Annotated in this window: 17 protein-coding genes; 4 read left to right on the top strand and 13 right to left on the bottom strand. The window is 65.6% G+C overall.

Translation table 11 applies throughout. The features are described from left to right. Window positions 1-41: 41 nt before the first annotated feature. Window positions 42-1,001, top strand: a complete 960-nt coding sequence (locus IPF36_RS06990; RefSeq protein ID WP_133096290.1) for a DMT family transporter — start codon at window positions 42-44, stop codon at window positions 999-1,001. Window positions 1,002-1,194: 193 nt separating this feature from the next. Continuing rightward, complete coding sequence (locus tag IPF36_RS06985) at window positions 1,195-1,725, top strand: DUF4124 domain-containing protein (RefSeq protein WP_195427629.1); 531 nt, start codon at window positions 1,195-1,197, stop codon at window positions 1,723-1,725. Window positions 1,726-1,797: 72 nt separating this feature from the next. On the opposite strand, the gene IPF36_RS06980 is transcribed toward IPF36_RS06985, so the two are convergent. Together IPF36_RS06980 and IPF36_RS06975 are read right to left on the bottom strand one after the other, a co-directional pair. Further along, on the bottom strand, window positions 1,798-2,142 hold the full coding sequence (locus IPF36_RS06980; protein ID WP_133096292.1) for an RnfH family protein: 345 nt from the start codon (window positions 2,140-2,142) through the stop codon (window positions 1,798-1,800). Next, window positions 2,129-2,566, bottom strand: coding sequence for a type II toxin-antitoxin system RatA family toxin (locus IPF36_RS06975; protein WP_135705364.1), 438 nt, complete (start codon window positions 2,564-2,566; stop codon window positions 2,129-2,131). Before IPF36_RS06975 ends, IPF36_RS06980 begins: the two co-directional genes overlap by 14 nt. Before the next feature lie 178 nt (window positions 2,567-2,744). Here IPF36_RS06975 and smpB point away from each other — a divergent pair, with 178 nt between their 5' ends. Further along, the gene (gene smpB / locus IPF36_RS06970; protein ID WP_133096294.1) at window positions 2,745-3,197 is read left to right on the top strand and encodes an SsrA-binding protein SmpB; all 453 of its coding nucleotides are present in this window, start codon (window positions 2,745-2,747) and stop codon (window positions 3,195-3,197) included. A 24-nt stretch (window positions 3,198-3,221) separates the two neighbouring features. On the opposite strand, the gene IPF36_RS06965 is transcribed toward smpB, so the two are convergent. The 3 genes from IPF36_RS06965 to ppsA form a co-directional block, all read right to left on the bottom strand. Continuing rightward, window positions 3,222-4,154, bottom strand: a complete 933-nt coding sequence (locus IPF36_RS06965) for an SPFH domain-containing protein (protein WP_029045868.1) — start codon at window positions 4,152-4,154, stop codon at window positions 3,222-3,224. Between the two features lie 98 nt (window positions 4,155-4,252). Further along, window positions 4,253-4,675, bottom strand: coding sequence for an NfeD family protein (locus IPF36_RS06960; RefSeq protein ID WP_133096295.1), 423 nt, complete (start codon window positions 4,673-4,675; stop codon window positions 4,253-4,255). Window positions 4,676-4,855: 180 nt separating this feature from the next. Beyond that, window positions 4,856-7,240 carry a phosphoenolpyruvate synthase gene (ppsA, locus tag IPF36_RS06955; RefSeq protein WP_135705366.1) on the bottom strand — a complete coding sequence of 795 codons (2,385 nt, stop codon included), beginning with the start codon at window positions 7,238-7,240 and terminating at the stop codon, window positions 4,856-4,858. Between the two features lie 430 nt (window positions 7,241-7,670). On the opposite strand from ppsA, the gene IPF36_RS06950 reads away from it, so the two are divergent. Beyond that, window positions 7,671-8,483 (top strand): pyruvate, water dikinase regulatory protein, encoded by an 813-nt coding sequence (locus IPF36_RS06950; protein ID WP_063237857.1) that lies wholly within the window; start codon window positions 7,671-7,673, stop codon window positions 8,481-8,483. A gap of 34 nt (window positions 8,484-8,517) precedes the next feature. On the opposite strand, the gene IPF36_RS06945 is transcribed toward IPF36_RS06950, so the two are convergent. The 8 genes from IPF36_RS06945 to bamA form a co-directional block, all read right to left on the bottom strand. Next, window positions 8,518-9,294 carry an RNA methyltransferase gene (locus IPF36_RS06945; RefSeq protein ID WP_115703349.1) on the bottom strand — a complete coding sequence of 259 codons (777 nt, stop codon included), beginning with the start codon at window positions 9,292-9,294 and terminating at the stop codon, window positions 8,518-8,520. Continuing rightward, window positions 9,291-10,049 carry a ribonuclease HII gene (rnhB, locus tag IPF36_RS06940; RefSeq protein ID WP_195427628.1) on the bottom strand — a complete coding sequence of 253 codons (759 nt, stop codon included), beginning with the start codon at window positions 10,047-10,049 and terminating at the stop codon, window positions 9,291-9,293. The genes IPF36_RS06945 and rnhB overlap by 4 nt, the downstream gene beginning before the upstream one ends. Next, complete coding sequence (gene lpxB / locus IPF36_RS06935) at window positions 10,049-11,257, bottom strand: lipid-A-disaccharide synthase (RefSeq protein WP_195427627.1); 1,209 nt, start codon at window positions 11,255-11,257, stop codon at window positions 10,049-10,051. The genes rnhB and lpxB overlap by 1 nt, the downstream gene beginning before the upstream one ends. A 13-nt stretch (window positions 11,258-11,270) precedes the next feature. Beyond that, a complete protein-coding gene (gene lpxA / locus IPF36_RS06930) occupies window positions 11,271-12,074 on the bottom strand; it encodes an acyl-ACP--UDP-N-acetylglucosamine O-acyltransferase (protein ID WP_133096299.1) in 804 nt (267 codons plus the stop codon). A 100-nt stretch (window positions 12,075-12,174) separates the two neighbouring features. Continuing rightward, on the bottom strand, window positions 12,175-12,624 hold the full coding sequence (gene fabZ / locus IPF36_RS06925; protein WP_010809590.1) for a 3-hydroxyacyl-ACP dehydratase FabZ: 450 nt from the start codon (window positions 12,622-12,624) through the stop codon (window positions 12,175-12,177). Between the two features lie 11 nt (window positions 12,625-12,635). After that, on the bottom strand, window positions 12,636-13,727 hold the full coding sequence (gene lpxD, locus IPF36_RS06920; protein ID WP_135705367.1) for a UDP-3-O-(3-hydroxymyristoyl)glucosamine N-acyltransferase: 1,092 nt from the start codon (window positions 13,725-13,727) through the stop codon (window positions 12,636-12,638). A gap of 43 nt (window positions 13,728-13,770) precedes the next feature. Then, window positions 13,771-14,298, bottom strand: a complete 528-nt coding sequence (locus IPF36_RS06915; protein ID WP_133096301.1) for an OmpH family outer membrane protein — start codon at window positions 14,296-14,298, stop codon at window positions 13,771-13,773. Window positions 14,299-14,320: 22 nt separating this feature from the next. Beyond that, the gene (gene bamA / locus IPF36_RS06910; protein ID WP_240745874.1) at window positions 14,321-16,654 is read right to left on the bottom strand and encodes an outer membrane protein assembly factor BamA; all 2,334 of its coding nucleotides are present in this window, start codon (window positions 16,652-16,654) and stop codon (window positions 14,321-14,323) included. Window positions 16,655-16,712: the final 58 nt, after the last annotated feature.

The following is a 16,712-nucleotide window of genomic DNA, read 5'->3' as shown; positions in this document are numbered from 1 at the left end:
TCTGCTATGCTCGTCGTCCTTTTAACCGGGCGTTGAAAAGCATGGGGATCGGCGTATTGTGCGGGCTGCTGGCGGGCGCGTTCTGGGGCATGGTCTTTATCGCGCCCAAGCTGCTGCCCGTGTTCTCGCCGTGGGAGCTGGCGATCGGGCGCTACCTGGCGTATGGCCTGGTCGCGCTGGTTGCCGCCCTGCCGCTGATCAAGCGCATCGCCCGCAAGCTGACCCGCGCCGATTGCGTGGCGCTGCTGCGCCAGGCCTTTACCGGCAACCTGCTCTACTACGTGCTGCTGGCCTTCGGCGTGCAGCTGGCCGGGGTCGGGCCGACTTCGCTGATTATCGGCATCCTGCCGATCACGGTCACCATCATGGGCCGGCGCGACCACGGTGCGGTGCCGCTGTCGCGGCTGCTGTGGCCGCTGCTGGTGGTGGCCGCGGGCATCGCCTGCATCAACATCGACCTGTTCGGCGGCGGCCAGAGCGCACATGCCGCCGCGGCCGGTGACGCCGTGCGGCCGGTCTGGCAGAAGATTGCCGGCGTCTGCTGCGCCGCCGGCGCGCTGGTCTGCTGGACGCTCTATGCGGTCGACAACGCGCGCTACCTGCAGCGCAACCCGCACTACAGCGGCAATGAATGGTCGGCGCTCTATGGGCTGTCGACCGGCGCGGTATCGGCCGTGCTGGCCATAGTCGGCTGGCTGGTGGCGGGCGATGCCCTCACTTCCGGCGACAGCGGCCGCGACTGGCAGTGGTTCTGGATGGTCAACGCCGCGGTGGCGCTGGGCGCGTCGCTGATCGGCAACAACCTGTGGAACATCGCCAGCCGGCGCCTGCCGCTGACGCTGTCGGGCCAGATGATCGTGTTCGAGACGCTGTTCGCGCTGGCATATGGCTTTGTCTTCGACCACCGCTGGCCGCGGCCGCTGGAAATTGCCGCCATTGTGTTGCTGATGGTCGGCGTGGCCTGGTCGGTGCGCTTGCACGCCAGCGACAAGTCTGCGTAGACTAGCGGACGATGGCGCGGGGGTCACACGCGCCACATCAGAACTGAAGTACCAGGGTCAAACCGGCGCCATGCCCTGGCGCCAAGCCATCGCCCGCGGCAGGCCTGCCGCGGCATTGCCTCGCGCGCAGCCGGCGGCCCAGCAGTTCTCCAGCCGCATCCGTTCCTTACCAGCCACTTTGAGACGCCGCGCCATGAAACGATCGTCCGTGCTGTGCCTGCTTGCCGCTGCCGTCACCGCTGCCGCCTCGGTCCACGCCCATGCCTACTGGCAATGGCGCGATGCCAACGGCCGCATGGTCTACAGCGACGTGCCGCCCTCCGGCGCCGCCGCCAGGGTGCTGCGTGCCCCTGGCCGCAGCGCCGGCGAGTACCAGCCGGTGGAGGCCGCCAACACGGAGACCGCCAACGCCCCCGTGGCTGCACCGGCCCCTGCCAGGGCCGCGGGCAAGGCGAAGGAGGCCCCGCCGCCCACGGCCGAAGAGGCCTTCCAGAAGCGCCGCGACTCGCGCCTGAAAGCCGCCGCGGAAGAGGCGCGCAAGGAAGCCGAGGCTGCCGACCGCGAGGCCCGCTGCGCCCAGCTGCGCAACTACGCCACCGGCCTGCAGCAAGGGATGCGCGCGGCGGTAGCGGGTCAGGACGGCTCGCTGCAGCACCTGAACAGCGAGCAGCGCCAGGCCGAACTGGTCAAGACCAGCGCCAGCCTCGAAAAGAACTGCAACTGAACATAAGCAAAAACGGGGCATCACGCCCCGTTTCGCGGTCAGTGCTGCGGCCGGTGGCGCAAGCCTTGCGGCTCAGCCATTGCCACGCAGCCATTTCTGGCCTTCCCGCGCCCCGCCCTCGCGCAGCTTCTGCACGCGCTTGCGCCGCGCCTGCTTGGGGTCGGCAGTCAGCGGCCGGTACACCTCCACGCGGTCGCCCTCGCGCACCACGGTATCGGGCGTCTTGAGCTTGCCGAAGATGCCCACCCGCATGGTCGACGGATCCACTTCCGGGCACGCCTGCTGCAGCCCCGAGCCGACGATGGCCGCAGCGATCGTGGTGCCCGCGGGCACGTCGATCTCCTTCAGGAATACCGCATGGGGCCGCGCATAGCACACCGTGACATGCACGGTGCCCGCGCCTTCAACTGGCGCCATAGACCACCTCGGCGCGCTTGACGAAGGCATCGACGAAGGTATTCGCGATCATGCTGAACACCGGGCCGATGAGCTTTTCCAGCAGCAGGCTCGAAAACTCATAGTGCAGGTGGAATTCGATCTTGCAGGCGTCCACGCGCAGCGGCGTAAAGCGCCACGCGCCATTAAAGGTCTTGAAGGGCCCGTCGGCGAAGGTCATGTCGATGCGGGTCGGGCGCTCCTGCGTATTGCGGGTGTGGAAGAACTGCTGGATCCCCTTGAAATGGATATGGATCTTGGCGTCGAGCGTGGTTTCGGTCTGCTCGAACACCTCCACGCCGCCGCACCATGGCAGGAACTTGGGATAGTCCTCCACGCGCGTGACCAGGTCGTACATCTGCGCGGCGGAATAGCCGAGCAGCACGGATTTATGGACGTCTGCCATGTATTGGAAAATCTGGCTCCCGGCCATGCCTGGCGCATTGCGCCAGGACACAAGCCGGTACCGGGGCTGGTTTGCTAAAATCCCAATTTTAGCCGACGCTGGTCGCTGGCGGCACTTCGCCATGCGGCGCTGCAGCGATCCGGCCCGCTTTCACCACATTGTTCCCCTACCCGCACGCATGACCATCGCAGACAACAAGAAGGCCTTTTTCGACTACTTCATCGAAGAGCGATATGAGGCCGGGATCGTGCTGGAAGGCTGGGAAGTGAAGGCGATCCGCGCGAACCGAGTACAGATCAAGGAAGGCTACGTGGTGGTGCGCGACGCCGAGATGTTCCTGATCGGCGCCCATATCAGCCCGCTGCAGAGCGCCTCCACCCACGTCAACCCCGATCCGGTGCGCACGCGCAAGCTGCTGCTGAAGGCCGACGAGATCAAGAAGCTGATCGGCAAGGTCGAGCAGCGCGGCTACACGCTGGTGCCGCTGAACCTGCATTACACGCGTGGCAGAGTGAAATGCGAGATCGGCCTGGCCAAGGGCAAGAAGCAGTTCGACAAGCGCGAGACCGAAAAGCAGCGCGACTGGCAGCGCGAGAAGGCGCGCATCATGAAGGGCGACACCAAGGGATAATGCCGCCCGGCGGCGCCTGCGTGCTCAGGCGCCGGCCTTCTGCCCCTTCACGATCTGCAGCGCTGACGCGATCATGCTGCTCATCTCGCTCATATTCCCGGGCACGATCAGCGTATTGCCCTGCTTGGCCAGGTTGCCGAACGCAGCCACGTATTCCTCGGCCACCTTCAGGTTGACCGCGTCCATGCCGCCTTCGGTGCGGATCGCGTTGCCCACCTTCTGGATCGCCTGGGCATTGGCGTCCGCCACCGCCAGGATCGCCGCCGCCTCGCCCTGCGCCTTGTTGATGGCGGCCTGTTTCTCGCCTTCCGACTTCTGGATGGCCGCTTCCCGCGCACCCGTGGCCAGGTTGATCTGTTCCTGGCGCTTGCCCTCCGACGCGGCGATCAGCGCGCGCTTCTCGCGCTCGGCGGTGATCTGCGCCTGCATCGCATGCAGGATTTCCTTCGGCGGCGTCAGGTCCTTGATCTCGTAGCGCAGCACCTTGACGCCCCAGTTGGCGGCGGCCTCATCGAGCGCGTTCACCACGCTGTGGTTGATGAACTCGCGCTCCTCGAAGGTCTTGTCCAGCTCCAGCTTGCCGATCACCGAGCGCAGCGTGGTCTGCGACAGCTGCGTGATCGCCACCACGAAGTTGCTCGAGCCGTAGGACGCCTTCATCGGGTCGGTCACCTGGAAGTACAGCACGCCGTCCACCTGCAGCTGCGTATTGTCCTTGGTGATGCAGACCTGGCTGGGCACGTCCAGCGGGATTTCCTTGAGCACGTGCTTGTAGGCAACGCGGTCGACGAACGGCACCACGATCGACAGCCCCGGCGTCAGCGTCGCATGGTAGCGGCCCAGGCGCTCCAGCACCCAGGCGTGCTGCTGCGGCACGATCTTGATGCCCCTGGCGATCAGCACGATCACGGCAATAAGGATGATCAGCGGCAACAGGCCAAGCTGAAAAGCGAGCATGTAACAAACCTCCGGTCAGGAAACAGCGGTACGGCGCCGCCGGAACGGCGGCAGGCGGATGGTTGCGCGGCTGGCACCGGGCAACCCTTGGATGCGGCTCAGCGCGGCGAAACCACCAGCGTGCTGCCGCGCACTTCGACGATACGGTAGCGGCCCGGCGCCGCGGCGCAGTTCGGCGCAAGCTCGACGGTCCAGTCTGCGCCCCGGTACGGCACGCGCGCACGGCCGTTGGCGTCCCACGCTGCAACGTCGAGTTCCTGGCCGATGTCGAGATTGACGTTGGGATCGGCGGCGGCATTGCCGCGCCGCAGCTTGCCGAAACGGGTACGGCGCAGCCCGGCGATCAGCACCGCGGCGACCAGCGCCGCGGTCACCGTCTGCGCGGCGGGCGACAGGTCCAGCAAGGCCGCGACGCCGCCGGCGGCCAGCCCGACGGCCACCATCAGCAGGTAGAACGTGCCGGTATTCAGTTCGACGATCACCAGCGCGACCGCCGCCACGAACCAGATGTAGTACGCCATCCGAAATCCCCCCGTCCGATCGGTTCCCGGCAGCGAATGCCCGGAATCGATTCCCGAAAAACAAAAACCCCGCAGCGCCAGGGGCGCCTGCGGGGCCGATGCAACACCTGACGCAGGGGCCGGTGCCAGCCGGCTGCCGAAGGCGCGCCGGCGAATGTCGTTATTGTGACGTCAAAAGCCTCAGGAAGCCAGCTTCTGCCAGGTGTCGACCACCGAATCGGGGTTCAGCGAGATCGACTTGATGCCTTCCCTGGTCAGCCATTCGGCAAAGTCCGGGTGGTCCGAAGGACCCTGGCCGCAGATGCCGACGTACTTGTCCAGGCGGATGCACGCCGAAATGGCGCGCGACAGCATGAAGCACACCGCCGGATCGCGTTCGTCGAAGTCCTTGGCCAGCAGCTCCATGCCCGAGTCGCGGTCCAGGCCCAGCGTCAGCTGCGTCAGGTCGTTCGAGCCGATCGAGAAGCCGTCGAAGTACTGCAGGAACTCTTCGGCCAGGATCGCGTTGGACGGCACTTCGCACATCATGATGATGCGCAGGCCATTCTCGCCGCGCTTCAGGCCGTGCTTGGCCAGCAGGCCGATGACCTTCTCGGCCTGGCCCAGCGTACGCACGAACGGCACCATGATCTCGACGTTGGTCAGGCCCATTTCATCGCGCACGCGCTTCATGGCCTTGCATTCCATCTCGAACGCTTCGGCGAAGTCTTCGGCGATGTAGCGCGAGGCGCCGCGGAAGCCCAGCATCGGGTTTTCCTCGTCCGGCTCGTAGCGCGAACCGCCGATCAGCTTCTTGTACTCGTTGGACTTGAAGTCCGACAGGCGCACGATCACGGGCTTCGGGTAGAAGGCCGCGCCGATGGTGGCGATGCCCTCGGCCAGCTTGTCAACGTAGAACGCGCGCGGGCTGGCGTGGCCGCGGGCCACGCTTTCCACGGCCTTCTTCAGGTCGGCATCGACCTGCGGATAGTCGAGGATGGCCTTCGGGTGGACCCCGATGTTGTTGTTGATGATGAATTCCAGGCGGGCCAGTCCGACGCCGCAGTTCGGGATCTGCGCGAAGTCGAAGGCCAGCTGCGGGTTGCCCACGTTCATCATCAGCTTGACGTCGATTTCCGGCATGTCGCCACGCTGGACTTCGGTCACTTCCGTTTCGAGCAGGCCGTCGTAGATGCGGCCTTCGTCGCCCTCGGCGCACGACACGGTTACCAGCGTGCCATCCTTCAGGATGTCGGTGGCATCGCCGCAGCCGACCACGGCCGGCACGCCCAGTTCACGCGCGATGATGGCCGCGTGGCAGGTACGGCCGCCACGGTTGGTGACGATCGCCGAAGCGCGCTTCATCACCGGCTCCCAGTTCGGGTCGGTCATGTCGGCGACCAGCACGTCGCCGGGCTGCACGCGTTCCATCTCGGACGGATCGTTGATGACGCGGACCGGGCCGGTGCCGATCTTCTGGCCGATGGCGCGGCCGCTGGTCAGCACGGGGGCGGTGCCCTTGAGCTTGAAGCGCTGCTCGGCCTTGCCGGCCGACTGGCTCTTCACCGTTTCCGGGCGGGCCTGCAGGATGTAGATCTTGCCGTCCTTGCCGTCCTTGCCCCACTCGATGTCCATCGGGCGGCCATAGTGCTTCTCGATGATCACCGCGTACCGGGCCAGCTCGGTCACGTCTTCGTCGGTGATCGAGTAGCGGTTGCGCAGCTCGGCCGGCACATCGACGGTCTTCACGCGGCCGGCTTCGCCCGGCTTGGTGAATTCCATCTTGATCAGCTTGGAGCCGATCGAGCGGCGGATGATCGGGTACTGGCCGGCTTGCAGCGTCGGCTTGAAGACGTAGAACTCGTCCGGGTTGACCGCGCCCTGCACCACCGTTTCGCCCAGGCCGTAGCTGGAGGTGATGAAAACCACATCGGGGAAGCCGGATTCGGTGTCGATGGTGAACATCACGCCGGAAGCGGCCAGGTCCGAACGGACCATGCGCTGGATACCGGCGGACAGTGCCACCACGTCATGGGCAAAACCCTTGTGCACGCGGTAGGAGATAGCGCGGTCGTTGTACAGCGAGGCGAACACGTGCTTGATCTTGTCCAGCACGTCGTCGATGCCGCTGACGTTCAGGTAGGACTCCTGCTGGCCGGCGAACGAGGCGTCGGGCAGGTCTTCGGCCGTGGCCGACGAACGCACCGCGAACGAAGCCTCGGCGCCTTCGCGCTCGGACACGCGGGCATAGAACTCACGGATTTCCTGTTCCAGGCGCGGCTGGAACGGAGCGGTGGCGACCCAGTCGCGGATCTCGGCACCGGCCTCGGCCAGGGCCTTGACGTCGTCGACGTCGAGCGTCTTCAGGCGCTGGGAGATGCGCTCGGTCAGGTTGTTGTGGGCGAGGAAGTCGCGGAAGGCAAGCGCGGTGGTGGCAAAACCGCCGGGAACGCGCACGCCGGCCTCCGCCAGCTGGGAGATCATCTCGCCCAGCGACGAATTCTTGCCGCCGACGATTTCCACGTCAGCCATGCGCAACTGCTCGAACGGCAACACGTAGGCGCCGTTATCTGCCTGGTTAGTCATGAGAGCCTCAAAACAAAGTAGAAAACTTGTTGCGCATGCCCGGTATGTTGTTCGCGTTCTGTTCCCGGACCGATCGCTTGGCTAAGCAAGCCCATGCTCATGGTGCTGCAATGTTGCGGACACGGCGCTACGGCTCTCATCGCGCAGCGCACATTGTCGACAATTCCGGGCCTGGATTGATGCAAAGCGGGCCCCTCGCGGAATTGCTTAGCGAAAAGATCGCCGCTATTCTACCGTGCTGCGCCGCACTTTTCTGCGGAAGATTGAATCTATTTATTTGCGCAACCCCATGTCCCAGCCAGAAGCGCCCGGTACAGCGGATTCCGGGACCCAGCCTGGAACGCAGCCCGCCTCCCCGTCCACCCAAGCGACCGCGACAAGACCTGCGATAACGCCCGCTGCAGCCGCCCAGACCGGCGACCGGCCGCCGGTGCGTACCGTCTTTATCGTCTCGGATGGCACCGGGATCACTGCGGAAACGTTCAGTCACTCGATCCTGGCGCAGTTCGAAATGCGCTTCCGCAAGGTGCGGATGCCCTTCGTCGATACCCCGGAAAAGGCACATATCGCGGTCGGCAAGATCAACGAGGCCTTCCACAACGAAGGCGTGCCGCCGATCGTCTTCACCACGCTGGTCAACCAGGAAGCGAACAAGGCACTGCGCCGTGCCAAGGCGATGATCCTGGACATGTTCCAGACCTTCATCGAGCCGCTCGAGAAGGAACTGGGGCTCAAGTCCACCCACGCCATCGGCCGCTTCCACCAGAATGCCGATACCGAGGCGTACAAGAACCGGATCGAGGCGATCAACTTCTCGCTGGCGCACGACGACGGCCAGTCGCACAAGAACCTCGAAGAAGCCGATGTGATCCTGGTGGGCGTGTCGCGCAGCGGCAAGACCCCGACCAGCCTCTACCTGGCGATGCAATACGGGCTGAAGGCGGCCAATTACCCGCTGATCCCGGACGATTTCGAGCGCGGCAAGCTGCCGTCGGCGCTGTACGCGTTCAAGAGCAAGATCTTCGGGCTGTCGATCGACCCGCAGCGCCTGACCGAGATCCGCAACGAGCGCCGCCCCGGCAGCAAGTACGCGGCGGTGGAGAACTGCCGCTACGAGGTCAATGAGGCCGAGGCGATGATGCGGCGCGAAGGCATCAAGTGGCTGTCGTCGACGCACAAGTCGATCGAAGAGATTGCGACCACGATCCTGCAGGAGATCAAGGTCGATCGCGACAACTACTAGGCACAAACAAAAAGCGGCCGCCCGGCCGCTTTTTTCATCGCCGCTGCCGCACCGCCTCGAACAGGCAGATCGCGGTGGCGGCCGCCACGTTCAGCGATTCCAGGCCGCCCGGCTGTGGAATGCCGACCTTGCGCTTGACGTGCTGCATCCACGCGTCGCTGACGCCGGCGCCTTCATTGCCGACCACCCAGGCCACCGGCGCGCGCAGGTCCGTATCGAACACCGCGGCGTCGGCATGCGACGACGTCGCCAGCAATGGCAGCGCCAGCCGCGGTGCCAGCGACTCCACGGTGCAGTGCTCGACGATGTTCAGGTGGAAGTTGGCGCCCATGCTGGCGCGCAGCGTCTTCACCGACCAGGCGAACGCGCATCCCGTTGCCAGGAAGGCATGGCGAATGCCCGCCGCGGCGGCGCTGCGCAGGATCGAGCCGACATTGCCGGCGTCCTGCACGCCGTCGAGGATGATGCAGTCCTCTTCGATGCGCGCCGGCAGGTGGCCAGCAGGCGTTTCGATCACCAGCATCAGGTCGATGCCGTTGACCACGCCGGAAATCTGCGTGAACAGCGTATCGGCCAGCACTACCAGCCGCTCCGCGTCGACGCGCGCCAGCAGCGGCGCAACCTCGGCATGGTCGTAGTGGCGCTCGGACACCACGCAGGTGACTGGCTGGCCCAGTGCATCCACATAGGCCTGGGCCAGGTGCACGCCGTCGAGCAGCGACTGCCCGGCCTTGCGGCGCTGGTGGGTGGAGGTGGCCAGCGCCTTCAGGTGCTTGAACAGCGCGTTGTCGCGCGAGGTGACGTGCTTCACGGTGCGTCGGTTTGCAGGGTGCCTGGGGACGCGGCCTGGATCGGGGTGGTGAGTTCGGCGACTTCGATGCCGTCAATGCCCCCGGCAGCAACTGCCGTCACCGCGGTAAACAGCGGACGCTGTGCCAGCGCCTCGCGCACCGGCGCGAACGAGCGGCGGTGATGCGGCGTGGCGCCGAACTCGGCCAGCGCGGCCATGTGCTGCGGCGTGGCGTAGCCGACGTGCGAGTCGAAGCCGTACTGCGGGTAGGTTGCGTGCAGCTCCATCAGGGCACGGTCGCGCGCCACCTTGGCCAGGATCGACGCTGCGGAAATCGCCTTGACCAGCGCGTCGCCCTTGACGATGGCCTCGACCGGGAACGGCACCTGCGGGCAGCGGTTGCCATCGACCTGCACCAGGTCCGGCACGATTCCCTTGGCGGCCAGGCCCTGCACGGCGCGCTGCATCGCCAGCATGCTGGCGTGGAAGATATTGATGGTGTCGATTTCCTCGACCGTGGCGAAGGCGATATGCCAACCCAGCGCTCGCTCGCAGATCTTCTCGTACAGCGCCTCGCGCTTGGCGGCGGTCAGGATCTTGGAATCGGCCAGCCCGCGGATCTGGCGCTTGGGGTCCAGCACCACGGCGGCGGCATAGACCGGGCCTGCCAACGGCCCCCTGCCCGCCTCGTCCACGCCGCACAAACGTTGCACGGGGGATGCGGAAGGAGCCAGGTCCAGTCCCATCTGCAGGGATACGGCATTGCGGCGGGCCATCAGACTTTGCCCCGGCTATGCATCAAATCGACCACCACATCGGCGGCAATCTGCGCGGTGTTGCACTTGAGCGTCTCGTGCATGCGGGTGAAATGCTCGTACAGGAAGGCGGTATTGCCCTCGTCGTTGAGCTGCAGCAGCGTTTCGCGGGCCAGCGCCTCGGGCGTGGCATCGTCCTGCAGCAGCTCGGGCACGACAAAGCGCCCTGAAAGGATATTAGGCAATCCCACGTACGGCAGGTAACCCTGCCGCTTCATGATCTGCGCGGTCAGCCAGGGCACCTTGTACGAGATCACCATCGGCTTCTTGTACAGCGCCGCCTCCAGCGTCGCGGTACCGCTGGCCAGCAGCACCACGTCAGCGGCTTCCATGGCCTGGTGCGACTTGCCGTCGACAATGGTCAGGCGCAGTTCCGGATACTGCCGGTGCAGGTCTTCGACGATGGCGCGCAGCGGCGCGCTTGCCGCCGGCAGCACGAACGCCAGGTTCGGGTCCATGCGCTGCATCTGCGCCATCGCGGCAAAGAAGGTGGCGCCAAGGTTGCGCACCTCGGACTGCCGGCTGCCAGGCAGCACCGCGACCACGCGGTGGCCGGCAGGCAGCCCCAGCTCGGCGCGCGCGCCGGCCACGTCAGGCACCATCGGGATCACGTCGGCGAGCGGGTGCCCGACGTAGGTGGCGGGAATGCCGGCCTTGGCGTAGATCTCGGGCTCAAACGGGAACAGGCACAGGATGTGGTCCACCGCGCGCGCGATGGTGCGGATGCGCCCGCCGCGCCAGGCCCAGATCGACGGGCTGACGAAATGCACCACCGGGATGCCGGCGCGGCGCAGCGGCACTTCCAGGCCGAAATTGAAATCCGGGGCGTCGACCCCGATAAAGCACTGCGGCGGCTCGGCCAGCAGCCAGTCTCGCACCTCGCGCCGGGTGCGCAGGATCTCTCGCAGCGAGCCCAGCACCTCGACATAGCCGTTGACCGACAGCGTTTCCATCGGCCAGCGCGAGACGAAGCCCTGCGCCATCATGCGCTTGCCGCCGATCCCGGCGTACGCCATGGTATCGCCCAGGCGGGTCTTGAGCCCGCCCATCATCAGCGATGCCAGCAGGTCGCCGGAGGCCTCTCCGGCCACCATGGCGATGGTGCCGCGCCTGGCGGCGGCAGAACCGTTGCCCGTGGGCAGGCCACCCCGAATCGCGGCGTCGACCATGTGCAGCCCGGTCTCAGCGCACGATGCCGCGCTGGGTGGCGGCAAGGAAGTCGACGAACGACTGCAGCGGCGCCGCGGTGCCGGCATCCGACTGGGCCAGCAAGGCGGCGATCTCGTTGCGGGCCTCGTCGAAGCTGAGGTCGGACTTGTAAAGCAGCTTGTAGGCCTGGCGCAGCGCGGCGATCTGGGCCGCATCGAAGCCGCGGCGGCGCAGCCCCTCCACGTTGACGCCATGCGGCGTCGCCTTGTTGCCGCCCTTGTCGCTGGCGGCGATCACGAACGGCGGCACGTCCTGCACCAGCGCCGAGGCACCGCCCAGCATCGCGTGGGCACCGATGCGCACGAACTGGTGCACGCCGCTCATGCCGCCCAGGATGGCCCAGTCGCCCACGTCGACGTGGCCGGCGATCTGCGCGTTGCTGGAAAACACGGTGTGGTTGCCGACCGAGCAGTCATGCGCGATATGCACGTAGGCCATGATCCAGTTGTCGCTGCCGATGCTGGTCAGGCCGCGGTCCTGCACCGTGCCGGTGTGGATCGTCGTGAATTCGCGGATGGTGTTGCGGTCGCCGATCTCGAGCCGGGTCGGCTCGTTGCGGTACTTCATGTCCTGCGGCACGCCGCCGACCGAGGCATAGGGACCGATGTTGTTGCCCTCGCCGATCGTGGTATGGCCCTCGACCGTCGTATGCGAGCCGATCCGGGTGCCGCTGCCGATCCGCACATTGGGGCCGACGATGGAGAACGGCCCGACGGTCACGTCGGCTGCAAGCTCTGCCTTCGGGTCAACCAGGGCGGTGGGGTGGATTTGCGTCATACGTCCTGTCCTGTGGTGTGTCTGGTGAAGAATGGGCCCCTGCGCGCGGCAAAGGTTCCCGTCCGCGCCGCGCGCCCGTCCGGGAGCGCGGCAGCCGGCCTCACTCGGCCTGCTTCACGGTGCACATCAGTTCCGCCTCGCAGGCGACCTTGTCGTCCACGGTGGCGAACGCCTTGAATTTCCAGATGCCGCGGATATAGCGCTCGACCGTCACATTCATGTGCAGCTGGTCGCCCGGGTACACCACCTGCTTGAAGCGGGCGCCGTCGATGCCGACAAAGTAGTACAGCGCGCCTTCCTTGCGCTCCATGTCGGCGCCGAAGGTCAGCAGGCCGGCCGACTGCGCCAGCGCTTCCAGGATCATCACGCCCGGCATCACCGGCTGTTCCGGGAAATGGCCCTGGAAGTAAGGCTCGTTGATGGTGACGTTCTTCAGCGTCTTGATCCGCTTCTGCGCTTCGAACTCCAGCACGCGGTCGACCAGCAGGAACGGGTACCGGTGCGGCAGCAGCTTGAGGATCTTGCGGATATCGATTTCGGCCGCGCTCATGATGATTTCTCTTAGTCTTGTGTGGGTTGGGACCCGGCGGACTGGCCGCGCAGGCGACGTTCCAGCGCCACCACGCGTTCGCGCAGCTTGCTCAGGCCGCGCACGATGGCTGCGTTGCGTTCCCACTCGCCGTGCGGCAGGAACGGGAAGACGCTGGTGAAATGGCCCCCGGGCTTGGTAATGGATTTGGTAATCGACGTACCGCCGGACACTGTGGTCCGGTCGGCGATGGTCAGGTGGCCGGCAAAATTGGCGGCGCCCCCGATCACGCAGAAGCGGCCGATGCGCGTGCTGCCCGATACCGCGGCGCAGCCGGCAATGACCGTATGGGCGCCGACCCGTACGTTGTGCGCGATCTGGACCTGGTTGTCGATCTTGCAGCCGTCCTCGACCACGGTGTCGGCCATGGCGCCGCGATCGATCGCCGTATTGGCGCCGACCTCCACGTCATGACCCAGCACCGCGCGTCCCGTTTGCGGGATCTTCACGTATTCGACGCCGGTGGCGCTGATATCGGGAGCGAAACCGAAGCCATCGGCGCCGATCACCACGCCGCTGTGCAGGATGGCGCGCGCGCCGACCACGCAGTGGTGGTAGATCGAAACATTGGCGTACAGCAGCGAATCGTCGCCGATCTCGGCACCGGCACCGACGTAGCCGTTGGCCAGGATGCGGACGCGCTCGCCCAGCCGCGCGCCGCGCTCGATCACCACGTTCGGGCCGATGAAGCACGACGCCGGCACCACCGCGTCGGGCGACACGCTGGCACGCGGGTCGATGCCGACGCGGGGATCGTGGTTGGCTTCGCGATCGAAGCGCTGCGCCACGCGGGCAAAGCAGACGTAGGGATTGCGCGCCACCAGCCAGTTGCGGCCGTCGGCCCGGCCCTCGGCGCGGATGCGCTCGAGGTCGGCCGGCGACACGATCACGGCGCCGGCTTGCGAATCCAGCGCCTGCTGCAGGTAGAGCGGATTGGACAGGAACGAGAGCTCGCCCGCCGAAGCCTGGTCAAGGGGAGCCAGGCCAACGATCGCCAGGTCGGGATCACCCACAACCTGCGCGCCGTTCTCGGTGGCGAGCTGACCCAGTGTGGGTGTCTGCATGGCGGTACTTCCTGAAAAAAGGGACGAAACGAACAGCGGCGGCTTAGCGGGCGCCGGCGTTCAGCGCCTTCATCACGTCGTCGGTGATGTCGATGCGCGGGTTCACGTACACGGCTTCCTGCACGATCAGGTCGTACTTGCGCTGCTCCGCCAGCTGGCGGATCACGCGGTTGGCGCGCTCGAGCACCTGCGCCAGCTCTTCATTACGGCGCTGGTTCAGGTCCTCGCGGAACTCGCGCTGCTTGCGCTGGAACTCGCGATCGAGGTCGGCCACCTCGCGCTGGCGGCGCTGGCGGTCGGAGTCGGCCAGCACGGCGGTGTCCTTGTCGAGCTTGTCGGCCATGCCCTTGATCTTCTGGGCCATGTCCTGCAGCTCGCGGTCGCGCTTGGAGAACTCCTGCTCGAGCTTCACCTGGGCCTGCTTGGCCGGCTGCGAATCGCGCAGGATGCGCTCGGAATTGACGGCGGCAATGCGCGCCTCCTGGGCCATGGCCGGCATCGCGGTGCACAGCGCGGCGGTGGCGAATGCGGCGGCGCCCAGGGATTTGACCAGTTTGGATGTTGTCATCATGAAAACAGATCCTTTTACAGAATCAGAATGCCGTCCCGATCTGGAACTGGAAGCGCTGGACCTTGTCAGTTTCTTCCCGGTTGAGCGGGAAGCCCATGCTGATCTTCAGCGGGCCGATCGGCGACAGCCACGACATGCCGAAGCCGGTCGAGTACTTGAGGTCGCTGAACGAAATCGGCGCGCCTTCCTGGTAGACGTTACCGAAGTCGAAGAACGTGAACAGGCGCAGCGTGCGGTCGACACCCGAGCCCGGCAGCGGGAAGATGAATTCCACGTTACCGATCATCTTGGATGCACCGCCCACCGGGTTGCCGTTCTGGTCCTTAGGACCCAGCGTGCTGGTCTGGTAGCCGCGCACCGAGCCGATACCGCCGGCGTAGAAGTACTTGAACACCGGGAACGGCGTGTTGCCGTAGCCGTGGCCGTAAGCGACTTCACCGTTCAGCGCCAGCGTGAACGACTTCGAGATCGGATAGAAGTACTGCTGCTGCACGCTGGCGCGGTAGTACTGCGTATCGCCGCCCGGCAGGCCCACTTCCAGGTTGGCCTGGGTGTACGGGCCCTTGGTCGGGACCAGCGCGCTGTCGCGGCGGTCACGTGCCCAGCCGATCGTAAACGGGAAGTTGTTGATGCCGTCGCCGCTGTTCTTGCCGATCGCGTTCAGCCACGCCGTGTACTGGCTCGGCGTGTTGACCGAGGTATAGACCTGGGTGCGCTCGTAGCCGATACCGAAGAACACGGTGTCGACTTCCGAGAACGGCACGCCGAACTTGAAGCCGCCGCCGGCGGAGACGATCTTGTAGTCCTGGTCGCCGGTGTAGTACAGCGGACGCGAAGTGCGGTAGTAGATATCGGTCGAGCGGCTGATGCCGTCCACCGTGAAATACGGGTCGTACTGCGTCAGCGCGATGGTACGGAACGACTTGGCGGTGTTCACGTCCAGGCCCAGGCTGGTACCGGAGCCGAACACGTTGTCCTGGCGCAGGCCGGCCTGCAGCACCAACTTGTCGGTGGACGAGAAGCCCACGCCCAGGCTGATCTGCCCGGTCGGTTTTTCGGTCACGTTGACGTTCACATCGACCTGGTCGGGCGCGCCGGCCACGTCCTCGGTGGTGATGTTGGTGTCGGTGAAGTAGCCGGTCCGGTTGATACGCGCCTGCGACTGCTGCAGCTTCTCGCTGTCGAACCACGAGCTTTCCATTTGGCGCATCTCGCGGCGCACCACTTCGTCGCGGGTCTTGCTGTTGCCCACCACGTTGACGCGGCGCACATAGACGCGCCGTCCCGGGTCGACCATCAGCGTCAGCGCGACCTCGCGCTTTTCCTGGTCGATGTTCGGCTGCGGGTTGATCGTGGTGAAGGCGTAGCCATAGGTGCCGAGCAGGTCGGTAATGGCCTTGGTGCTGGCGGTCAGCTTTTCGGACGAGAAGATGTCGCCCTTCTTCAGCTGCAGCAGTTTTTCCATTTCCTCCTGCTTGCCCAGCAGTTCGCCGGCCAGGCGGATGTCGGACACCTTGTACTGCTCGCCTTCCTTGATGTTCAGCGTCAGGTAGATGTCCTTTTTGTCCGGCGTGATCGAGACCTGGGTCGATTCGATCGCGAACTCGAGGTAGCCGCGGTTCAGGTAGTAGGAACGCAGCGCCTCCAGGTCGGCGGTCAGCTTCTGCTTCGAGTACAGGTCATTCTTGGTGTACCACGACAGCCAGTTCGGCGTGGACAGCTGCATCTCGTCGCGCAGCGTGCTTTCCTTGAACGCCTTGTTGCCGACGATATTGATCTGGCGGATCTTGGCGACCGGGCCTTCCTCGACGTTGAACACGACCGAGACGCGGTTGCGGTCCACCGGCGTAACCGTGGTCTGCACGTCGGCGGCATAGTAGCCGCGCGCGACATACTGGCGCTTGAGCTCCTGCTCCGCCTTGTCGATCAGCGCCTTGTCATAGTAGCGCGCTTCGGCGACGCCGACCGCGCGCAGCGAGCGGCGCAGCGTGTCCTTGTCGAATTCCTTGATGCCGACGAATTCCAGTTGCGAGATCGCCGGGCGTTCTTCCACCTGCACGACCAGCACGCCGTCTTCGGCGCGGATCTGCACGTCCTTGAAGAAGCCGGTATTGTAGAGGGCACGGATCGCATCGGCGCCCTTGTCGTCGGTGAACGTTTCACCGACGCGCACGGGGAGGTAGCCAAACACCGTACCCGGCTCGACGCGCTGCAGGCCCTCAACGCGGATGTCCCTGACGACGAACGGATCGGCAGCCCAGCCCGCCGGGCTCCAGGCTGCAATAACGGCACTCGCCAGCAAGCCCAGCGAAATGCGCTTATGTCTGATCAATGTTGATCCCCTCTTTGATTCCATCCAGGATTTTCCATGCCTCGTGGGACTGCGCATGGCAATGGCGCCCCCTGGCGACGGT

This window comes from Cupriavidus sp. IK-TO18 (assembly GCF_015549295.1).
GTDB classification, from domain to species: Bacteria; Pseudomonadota; Gammaproteobacteria; order Burkholderiales; family Burkholderiaceae; genus Cupriavidus; species Cupriavidus oxalaticus_A.
The sequence above is the reverse complement of the archived record's forward strand: the minus strand, read 5'-3'. Positions and strand labels throughout refer to the sequence as shown.